We start from the raw sequence: 8,252 nt of genomic DNA on the forward strand, positions 1-8,252 counted from the left end.
CGCCTTGGCAGCGGCGGCGAAGGTGGCCGATTTGGCCCAGTCGCTCTGGGTGACCGTGGTGATGGCTTGTGCCATGGCCTGGGCCTGGGTGGCGGTGGGCATGCGCTGCGGGGCGACGAGGATGCTGCGCTTCTTGTCCGGCGCCTCCATGGTGATCATGAGGGTCTGGGAGACGAACTTCTGGACCGCGAGGGTCTCGTTCGCGGCCTTGATCATGTCGCCCTGGAAGGCCGTGGACAGCAGGGCGTCGGAGACCAGTGCGGTGGTGCCGCCACCGAGGGGGCGGGCGGCGGTGGGCGTGTAGCTCAGTGCGGCGGACTCCCGGAGGCTGTCGCTGCGCGCGATGATCTTGTCGGCGCCCGCCGAGGTGGCGACGTCGATGATGGAGGAGTCGACGGCGCCGTCCACCGGCCACGCGGTGTCGGTGGTGGGGGTGATGCCGAGGACGGTTTCGACGGTGTTGGTCGACAGGTCGGTGGCGGTCTTGAGATTGCTCAGGGTGCCGGGCACGTTCCTGCCGTGGTGGGCGATAGAGGCGATGTCCGGGTCGGAGAAGGGCAGCGCCACGACCTCCCGATTGCCCACGGCGGCCTTGAGGTCCTTGAGCCACTGCTTGGCGTCGTCGGTGCCGGTGCCGGCCTTGGTGTTCTTCAGGTCACCGTTGTCGCCGGCGACCTGGTACTTCTTCGTCATCGCGTCGACGGTCGCGAGCAGGTCGGGGTCGATCACCCAGGTCACCGGGAGGTTCTTGCCCAGCGCCACCATCTGCTGCAGTCGGCCGCCGGGGGCCAGGTCCTTGGCGAGGTTGTCGTTGAGGAAGATCGGGCTCTGCTGGTCGTCGCTGTCGCTGCGCACGGTCAGGTGCGGGCGGTCGATCAGCGGCCACAGGAAGGTGTACTGGCTGCTCTTGGCGCCGCCGTTCTCGTACCAGGGCAGGAAGGTCCGCTCGATGCCGAGGATCTGGGCGTAGCCGACGCCGCTGACCTGACCGGTGAGGGAGACACCGAGCTGGTACACGCCGTCCTTGCCGAGCCCGAGCGCGCTGACCGGAACCTTCAGGGTGAAGGAGCGGGTGACGCCGGCCGGGAGGTCCGACACGGCCGCCGTGCGGGAGGTGAGTTCGTAGCCGTCGCTTGTTACATAACTGGTACGGGACGCGGCAGTGGTGATGGCGCTGCGACTGGTCAGTGGGCCGCCTGGAGCGACGCGCAGGCCGACGTGGGCGTCGCTGACCGTCTGCTTGGTCTCGTTGGTGACAGTGCCGGAAACGGTGACCGTGCCGCCCTTGGTGGGCACGGTGGGGGTGAGCGAGTCGACGGACACGTCGACGCTCCGGCCGTCGCTCCCCGAGGCTGCGTAGGCTGCCGGGGCCGCCTGGGCCTGCAGGAGCCCAGCAAAAAGCGAGGCCCCGGCGAACAGTGCGGCCATGCGCCGCACCCGTCGCGAGCGGGCCTGTGGTCTCCCGGGGTGCTGTACCGCCTCGCCCACGCGTTGGCCGTCCCTCGTCATCATCGTCTTCATCACCGGATGTGCGTCCTGGCATGGTAACGATGCTCGCTGAGCCTAAGTGCTGCGGACTGCTCTACAAGATCGGCACGCGGCCCGTGGGCAGGCGCGCCGAAACCTGTGAGCCGCGGGGCGCCGGGCCACGTACCCTTTTCTGTTGTGCCGAATGCCAACAACGCCCCCCAGACCCTGCGGACCGCCCATAAGGTCGCGCCGGTGGCCGAAGACCTCGGTCGCCGCTTCCAGGACGCCGGATTCAAGCTCGCCCTTGTCGGCGGCTCGGTCCGCGACACGCTGCTCGGCAGGCTCGGCAATGACCTCGACTTCACGACCGACGCCAGGCCCGAACAAGTCCTGAAGATCCTCCGTCCCTGGGCGGACGCGGTCTGGGAGGTCGGTATCGCCTTCGGCACGGTCGGGTGCCGCAAGGAGGACTACCAGATCGAGGTGACGACGTACCGCTCCGAGGCGTACGACCGCACCTCGCGCAAGCCCGAGGTCTCCTACGGCGACACCATCGAGGAGGACCTGGTCCGCCGTGACTTCACGGTCAACTCCATGGCCGTCGCCCTGCCCGACATCGAGTTCGTGGACCCGTACGGCGGGCTCGATGACCTCGCGCAGCGCGTGCTGCGGACCCCTGGGACCCCGGAGGCGTCGTTCTCGGACGACCCGCTGCGGATGATGCGGGCCGCGCGTTTCGCCGCGCAGCTGGATTTCGAGGTGGCGCCGGAGGTGGTCGCCGCGATGACGGCGATGGCGGACCGGATCGAGATCGTCTCGGCCGAGCGGGTACGGGACGAGCTGAACAAGCTGATCCTCTCCGAGCACCCCCGCAAGGGGCTACGGCTGCTGGTGGACACCGGTCTCGCCGACCGGGTGCTGCCCGAACTGTCCGCGCTGCGGCTGGAGAGTGATGAGCACCACCGCCACAAGGACGTCTACGAGCACAGCCTGACCGTCCTGGAGCAGGCCATCGACCTGGAGACGGACGGCCCGGACCTGGTGCTGCGGCTCGCCGCGCTGCTGCACGACATCGGCAAGCCGAGGACGCGGCGCTTCGAGTCCGACGGGCGGGTCTCCTTCCACCACCACGAGGTGGTCGGCGCGAAGATGACCAAGGCCCGGATGACCAAGCTCAAGTACCCGAACGACATCGTGAAGGACGTCTCCCGCCTGGTGGAGCTGCATCTGCGGTTCCACGGCTACGGCGCCGGGGAGTGGACCGACTCGGCGGTGCGGCGGTACGTCCGCGACGCAGGGCCGCTGCTGGACCGGCTGCACAAGCTGACCCGCTCGGACTGCACGACCCGCAACAAGCGCAAGGCCGCGGCGCTGTCGCGTACGTACGACGAGCTCGAGGGGCGGATCGCCGAGCTCAAGGAGCGGGAGGAGCTGGACGCGATCCGTCCGGACCTCGACGGCAACCAGATCATGGAGATCCTGGGCGTCGGCCCGGGTCCGGTGGTCGGCGAGGCCTACCAGCACATGCTGGAACTGCGGCTGGAGAACGGGCCGATGAACGAGGAGGAGGCCGTGGCGGCGCTCAAGGACTGGTGGGCCACCCGGAGCCGATAGGGCCTCGCGTGGGGGATGTAGGGGACAGGGGGTCGTGTTTCACGTGAAACACGACCCCCTTCGTCGTCACTTCGAGACGGCGCCCAGGCAGAGCACGACGTTGTGGTCGTCGCTGCCGGACTGGATGTAGCTGACCTCGGTCTTGGCGACGGTGTCGCACTTGCTGTCGTCGCTGGTGTCCTTGAACTTGCCGAGGATCTTGAACTCCGCGTCGGCGGAGGAGCAGTCGACCTTCGCCAGGTCCGGGGCGGAGTTGGTGCCCTTGTTGTGGAGGCAGTCGCCCACGGCGGAGGTCTCGGCGTCGGACTGGTTGAAGTACCAGAAGACGAAGGAGACAAGGATCGCTGCGACGATCATGACGCCGACTCGCAGGAGGCCTCTCCCTATGCCGCGTCTGGCCCGTGGTGCGGGACCGGGCGGCGGGAAGGCTCCGGGCTGGGGATAGGCGCCGGGCTGGGGGTAGGCGCCGGGCTGCGGGAAGGCCCCCCCCGGGCTGGGGCGCCGGGAAGACGGCCGGCTGCTGGTCGTTCGGGCTGGTGCTCTGCGGTGGCGGCGGTGTCGCCATGGTGTGGCCCCCTCCTGATGTGCCTGTGTGCTCACTGTGAACGGGCGGACATTACTGGAGGGGTGGGCCCGGCTTGCCCGAGGGGTGCCGCTGCCCGGAGCCCGGATGTTTCACGTGAAACATCCGGGCCGGGGAGCCGAGAGCTACTTCTTCAGCTCCGTCAGGCAGAGGACCACCGTGCGCTTCTTGCGCCGCGTGCCGGAGGTCTCCTTGTACGCGGTGTACTCGTCGCCGCAGACCGACAGGAGGCTGGTGTTGTTGTGCACGCCCACCACCTTGAACTGAGCATCCGAGGAGTTGCAGTCCACGATGTTCAGGTCGGGCGCGTTCGTCGTGCCGCTGTTGTGCATGCAGTCGCCGTACACGGCGTTCTTGGCGTCAGCCGCGCCCAGCCATGAGGCCCCCGCCCAGATGATGCCGACGACCGCGAGAAGACCGACGACCTTGATCAGGTTCTTCACGAGATCGTTGCTGTCATCACCCCGCGGCGGCGCCGGCGGAGGTATCGGTCCGCCGGGCGCGGGCGCTCCCCACTGCTGTTGCTGCGGCGGGTAGGGCTGGGGCGGATAAGGCTGTCCCTGCGACGGCTGCGCCTGCTGCGGCGGATACGCGTAGCCACCCTGCGGTGGATACGGCTGCTGCGGCTGCTGCGGATAACCACCCTGGGGCGGCGGCGGATACGACACGGAGTCCCCCTCGTTGGCGATCGGGTGCACGATCGAAGCCACGTACGTTATCGGGGAGCGCTGACACGGAGCCACTCGCGTCCCTCTTCCGTACCCCAGGTGATGCCGAAGGCCACCAGCGCGTAGAGGGCGGCCAGTACGACCAGCAGGAGCGCTGAACGGCCGTCAGGCGGCAGCACCAGCGCGGAAACCGCGGCGGCGCCGACGTAGGCGACGTTGAACAGGACGTCGTAGAGGGAGAAGATGCGCCCGCGGTAGGCGTCATCGACCGAGGACTGGACGACGGTGTCGGTGGCGATCTTCGCGCCCTGGGTGGCGCAGCCGAGGAGGAAGGCGGCCACCAGCATGGGTGCCGGCTCGAAGGGCAGGCCGAGCACGGGAAGCAGCACCGCCGCCGCGCCCGCGCACACCGCGACCCAGCCGGAGGTGCCGAACCGCCCCGTGGCCCAGGGGGTGACCACCGCGGCGGCGAAGAATCCCGCTCCGGACACCGCCACCGCGAACCCGAGCAGCGCCAACCCATCGTCCGGATTCGGGGCTGAGCCGGAGGGGCGCGGATCGGCCCAGGCGTACCGACAGAGCATCAGCAGGGTGACCGTCAGGCCGCCGTAGCAGAAGCGCATCACCGTCATCGCGGCCATCGTGCGGGCGGCGGTGGGCCGCATCCGCAGGTGCCGTAGCCCGGCGGCGAGCCCCCGTGTGATGTGCGCCACCGCCGTACGCAGCCCGGGCTGTACGCGGGTGGCGTCGGGCCCCAGCAGGTCCGGCGGCATCAGCAGGGCGGCGAGCCCCGCGCACAGGTAGATCAGCGCCCCGAGCAGCACCACCGCCGCATCCGCACCGGTGCCCTTGGTGAGGGCAAGGTGGACGAGGAAGGCGAGACCGCCGCCTGCGGTGGCCGCCAGCGTTCCGGCCGTCGGGGAGACCGAGTTGGCCATGACGAGGCGCTCCCGGCTGTCCACGACGCGCGGCAGTGCGGCCGAAAGCCCGGCAAGCACAAAGCGGTTGACCGCCGTGACCGACAGGGCGGAGAGATAGAACAGCCAGTCCGGGACGTGCAGCAGCACCAGCACCGCCGTCACGGCCGAGAGCGCCGAGCGCAGCAGATTGCAGTACAGCAACGCCTGGCGCCGCCGCCACCGGTCGAGCAACACCCCGGTGAACGGCCCGAGCAGGGAGTACGGAAGCAGCAGCACGGCCATCGCGGACGCGATCGCGGCCGGCGAGGTCTGCTTCTCCGGCGAGAAGACCACGTATGTCGCCAGCGCCACCTGGAAGACGCCGTCGGACAGCTGGGACAGCAGCCGCACCAGCAGCAACCGCCGGAAGTTCCGCAACCGCAGCAGCATCCGAAGATCCCGCACCACACCCATGCCACCCATACGGCACAGCCTCACATGACGCGCAGGTCGCCGTGTGCAGCACCCGGTCCTGGCGGCACGCGTCGCGGCGGCTTACCCAGCCCCGGCCCGGCGGAGGGGGCACTCCCCCCAATCTTCGGCCGGTGGGGGCACCTCCCAGCCGCCAGGCTGGGGGAGGACCCCCACCCGGCCGAAGGCTGGGGGAGAGTCCAGGGCAGCCGTCCCGAAGCCTGGGAGGCCCTCCGGGGCCGAGCAGTGCGAGGGCGGCGTTGAGGAATTGGGACGCGCAGGCCCCCGGGTGCAGCACCCGGGGGCCTGGCGGTACGCGTCGTGACGCTGGTGGCCGGACGGCTCAGCGCTCGACCTCGCCGCGGATGAACTTCTCGACGTTGTCGCGGGCCTCGTCGTCGAAGTACTGGACCGGCGGGGACTTCATGAAGTACGAGGAGGCCGACAGGATCGGGCCGCCGATGCCGCGGTCCTTGGCGATCTTCGCGGCGCGCACCGCGTCGATGATGACGCCGGCGGAGTTCGGGGAGTCCCAGACCTCGAGCTTGTACTCCAGGCTCAGCGGGACGTCACCGAACGCGCGGCCCTCGAGGCGAACGTATGCCCACTTGCGGTCGTCGAGCCACTGCACGTAGTCCGACGGGCCGATGTGGACGTTCTTCGCGCCCAGGTCGCGGTCGGGGATCTGCGAGGTGACGGCCTGCGTCTTGGAGATCTTCTTGGACTCCAGGCGCTCGCGCTCGAGCATGTTCTTGAAGTCCATGTTGCCGCCGACGTTCAGCTGCATGGTGCGCTCGACGACGACACCGCGGTCCTCGAAAAGCTTGGTGAGCACGCGGTGCGTGATGGTGGCGCCGACCTGCGATTTGATGTCGTCGCCGACGATCGGCACGCCCGCCTCGGTGAACTTGTCCGCCCACTCCTTGGTGCCGGCGATGAAGACCGGCAGCGCGTTGACGAAGGCGACCTTGGCATCGATGGCGGCCTGCGCGTAGAACTTCGCGGCGTCCTCGGAACCGACGGGCAGGTAGCAGACCAGGACATCGACCTGCTTCTCCCGCAGGACGGAGACGATGTCGGCCGGCTCCTCGGCGGACTCCTCGATGGTCTGGCGATAGTACTTGCCCAGGCCGTCGAGCGTGTGGCCGCGCTGCACGGTCACGCCGGTCTGCGGCACGTCGCAGATCTTGATGGTGTTGTTCTCGCTGGCGCCGATGGCGTCCGCAAGGTCGAGGCCGACCTTCTTCGCGTCGACATCGAAAGCGGCCACGAACTCGACGTCACGCACGTGGTAGTCGCCGAACTGCACGTGCATGAGGCCAGGCACGCGGCCGTTCGGGTCGGCGTCCTTGTAGTACTCGACACCCTGCACCAGCGACGCGGCGCAGTTGCCCACGCCAACGATGGCTACGCGAACCGAACCCACGGTTGCTCCTTGTGTAATCAGTGAAATCGTCATGCGGTTCCCCGGCTCGGGCCGGTTGCGCCGCCTTCTTCATCTGTGTCGGGGCCGGACGGCGGCTGGGTCCGCCCGGCTCGCTCGGTCTCGATCAGCTCGTTCAGCCAGCGGACCTCGCGCTCCACCGACTCCATGCCGTGCCGCTGCAGCTCGAGCGTGTAGCCGTCGAGCCGCTCGCGGGTACGCGCGAGGGACGCGCGCATCTTCTCCAGGCGCTCCTCCAGGCGGCTGCGCCGCCCTTCGAGGACACGCATCCGTACGTCACGTGACGTCTGGCCGAAGAAGGCGAAACGAGCCGCGAAGTGCTCGTCCTCCCACGCGTCGGGGCCGGAGTGGGCGAGGAGCTCTTCGAAGTGCTCCTTGCCCGCGGCTGTCAGCCGGTAGACGATCTTCGCCCGGCGGCCGGCGAGCGGCGCGGCGAGCGGATCGATCTCGGGGCCGGTCTCTTCGACCAGATAGCCCTGGGCGACCAGCGTCTTCAAGCAGGGATAGAGGCTGCCGTAACTGAACGCGCGGAACACACCGAGCGAGGTGTTGAGCCGCTTGCGCAGCTCATAACCGTGCATCGGGGATTCGCGCACCAGGCCGAGGACGGCGAACTCAAGGATGCCGGCGCGCTTGCTCATGCCCGCATCCTCCTCGTCCTCAGGTTCTCGTCGCCACTTATCTCGCCTTGATGTATCGACTCGATACATCCTGACGATAGAGGTGCCTTTGGGGCGCTGCAAGACGACCCACAGTGAGCGGCGTCACATAGCCAAATCTGTACGGTGTCAACCGTCCGTTATGTGATGAACGCTGGCTGGGTGCGCGTTTTGCCCCTGCGTACTCTGTTCGCCATGCAGAGCACTGGGAACCGAGGGGCGCAAGTGAGCGTCCTGTTCCTTGGTGCGGTGCGGCCTTCGGGGGATACGGTCGCACTCCGGGGGGACCGGAATCCTTGCCGCCTTCAGGCGCGATGCCGCCTGTTCTAGGAGTTAGCAGTCCATGAGCGAGCACCGTCGCAAGCAGCCGCAGTCGCCGCCCGGCGGCGGCCGCGCAGCCGCCCGGCGCGGCGCGCAGCAGCAGCCTCCGCCGCCCAGCGGCCG

Annotated in this window: 7 protein-coding genes; 1 reads left to right on the top strand and 6 read right to left on the bottom strand. The window is 68.9% G+C overall.

What is annotated here, in order from left to right; translation table 11 throughout:
* The coding region (locus tag EFK10_RS07375; RefSeq protein WP_240677054.1) for a DUF6049 family protein at window positions 1–1,428 on the bottom strand (1,428 nt) is incomplete at its 3' end.
* A 237-nt stretch (window positions 1,429–1,665) separates the two neighbouring features.
* Here EFK10_RS07375 and EFK10_RS07380 point away from each other — a divergent pair.
* Window positions 1,666–3,084 carry a CCA tRNA nucleotidyltransferase gene (locus EFK10_RS07380; protein WP_127354940.1) on the top strand — a complete coding sequence of 473 codons (1,419 nt, stop codon included), beginning with the start codon at window positions 1,666–1,668 and terminating at the stop codon, window positions 3,082–3,084.
* A gap of 66 nt (window positions 3,085–3,150) precedes the next feature.
* On the opposite strand, the gene EFK10_RS49690 is transcribed toward EFK10_RS07380, so the two are convergent.
* The 5 genes from EFK10_RS49690 to EFK10_RS07405 form a co-directional block, all read right to left on the bottom strand.
* Window positions 3,151–3,441: an LppU/SCO3897 family protein gene (locus EFK10_RS49690; RefSeq protein ID WP_240677055.1), complete on the bottom strand. Its 291-nt coding sequence runs from the start codon at window positions 3,439–3,441 to the stop codon at window positions 3,151–3,153.
* Between the two features lie 351 nt (window positions 3,442–3,792).
* Window positions 3,793–4,377: an LppU/SCO3897 family protein gene (locus EFK10_RS07390; protein ID WP_240677056.1), complete on the bottom strand. Its 585-nt coding sequence runs from the start codon at window positions 4,375–4,377 to the stop codon at window positions 3,793–3,795.
* Between the two features lie 5 nt (window positions 4,378–4,382).
* On the bottom strand, window positions 4,383–5,708 hold the full coding sequence (locus EFK10_RS07395; RefSeq protein ID WP_127354944.1) for an MFS transporter: 1,326 nt from the start codon (window positions 5,706–5,708) through the stop codon (window positions 4,383–4,385).
* A gap of 340 nt (window positions 5,709–6,048) precedes the next feature.
* Window positions 6,049–7,131 (bottom strand): inositol-3-phosphate synthase, encoded by a 1,083-nt coding sequence (locus EFK10_RS07400; RefSeq protein WP_127354941.1) that lies wholly within the window; start codon window positions 7,129–7,131, stop codon window positions 6,049–6,051.
* A gap of 29 nt (window positions 7,132–7,160) precedes the next feature.
* Window positions 7,161–7,790, bottom strand: coding sequence for a PadR family transcriptional regulator (locus EFK10_RS07405; protein WP_127354942.1), 630 nt, complete (start codon window positions 7,788–7,790; stop codon window positions 7,161–7,163).
* Window positions 7,791–8,252 lie beyond the last annotated feature (462 nt).

It is taken from the genome of Streptomyces soli (assembly GCF_003999195.1).
GTDB lineage: Bacteria > Actinomycetota > Actinomycetes > Streptomycetales > Streptomycetaceae > Actinacidiphila > Actinacidiphila soli.

What these genes read in the sequence shown, in the direction of transcription:
- EFK10_RS07395 (WP_127354944.1), bottom strand. Translation starts at nt 5,708, where the DNA reads ATGGGTGTGGTGCGGGATCTTCGGATGCTGCTGCGGTTGCGGAACTTC.
- EFK10_RS49690 (WP_240677055.1), bottom strand. Translation starts at nt 3,441, where the DNA reads ATGATCGTCGCAGCGATCCTTGTCTCCTTCGTCTTCTGGTACTTCAAC.
- EFK10_RS07405 (WP_127354942.1), bottom strand. Translation starts at nt 7,790, where the DNA reads ATGAGCAAGCGCGCCGGCATCCTTGAGTTCGCCGTCCTCGGCCTGGTG.